Source organism: Clostridium sp. CTA-6, from assembly GCF_054768115.1.
The window spans coordinates 1-1,259 of the sequence record NZ_BAAAAU010000029.1; the positions used below are offsets into that span (position 1 = coordinate 1).

The window sequence follows — 1,259 nt, forward strand, 5'->3', positions numbered from 1 at the left end:
AGCTTCAAAGCGCTGATGGTACTGCAGGGGAGGCCCTGTGGAAGAGTAGGTCGTTGCCAGATGAAATTATATGGCTCGATAGCTCAGTCGGTAGAGCAGAGGACTGAAAATCCTCGTGTCCCTGGTTCGATTCCTGGTCGAGCCACCAGGAAAAACTAGCATTAGTGCTAGTTTTTTTATTATAAATATAAATAGACATATTATTAATGATATTGTAGGAAAAATAAGTTAGAGTATATATCTAACTTATTTTTTATATAATAAATATTTCAAGTTAAGAAGTGATTGGTACTGTCCATTAGCGCCATAGAACAGCCATTCCAGACATGAGCTGGATATTAAGATGGTGATTCTTTTTCTGTTATTGTCCTAATTATTTTTGATTTTGAGCGGGGTACACCTCCCTTTTTAATCTTCGTAGTTCCCGCAGAAATGAATTTTGTTATTTCAAAGGGAGTAATTCTTCTTTTATAGTTATTTCACTTTCCGAACCTTTAATTCTAGCGAAACTTTATTTTTCTATATCTCTAACACCTTCTGAACGGCATCTTACACTGCAATAATCAATACGGCTTTGACCTAACATCCTAGGGATGAATCCGTTTTCTATAAAAATATCTCTAGGAAGTTTTCCAGTACTATGTTTAGTAATAAATAATTCTTTAAATAAATCCTGATATGTAATTTGTTTTGAAGAAACGGTTTTAACATTTTTATTTCTAGATAAAATATATATTCCTACTTGTGTAAAATTACCATTTTATGTTTTCACCATTGAGACACCTCCAATTTTTTTATTATACTTGATTTAAATTGAACTATTATGTTAGATCTCAAAAACATATCCAAGAGTATCTTTACACGAAATATAGAGTATTTTATAAGATATAGTAGATAAATAAATATATATATTAAAAATCGTTGATTCTAGTCACAACTAGTAATTGTAAACATGATAAGATGTATCTTGTCGCTTAGGTGCTGAAGCACAAAGAGATGAAATTAGAAAGTTAATAAGTTTATATATGAAAACAACTTAGAAGCTTTCAAAAACAAATTTGAAAAAAGTTCTTGACAAAGAACAACAAATTTGATAAGATATAAAAGTCGYTGAGGCGATGTGGTCTTTGAAAATTAAACAGAGAATTAACAAGAAACATTCTTGTAACAGCCAGTAAGATAAGGTAATAAACCTTGTCAATGAATTTGAGAAGAGATTAAACTTTAAAATTGAGAGTTTGATCCTGGCTCAGGACGAA

Annotated in this window: 1 tRNA gene and 1 pseudogene; one reads left to right on the top strand and one right to left on the bottom strand. The window is 31.0% G+C overall.

Annotation, left to right across the window (positions count from 1 at the left end):
- The first annotated feature begins 72 nt into the window (after positions 1 to 72).
- Positions 73 to 148: transfer RNA gene (locus ACYUDJ_RS21225), tRNA-Phe, on the top strand.
- Between the two features lie 363 nt (positions 149 to 511).
- On the opposite strand, the pseudogene ACYUDJ_RS21230 reads toward ACYUDJ_RS21225, so the two are convergent.
- A pseudogene (locus ACYUDJ_RS21230) lies at positions 512 to 745 on the bottom strand (HTH domain-containing protein); the annotation flags it as partial.
- Positions 746 to 1,259: the final 514 nt, after the last annotated feature.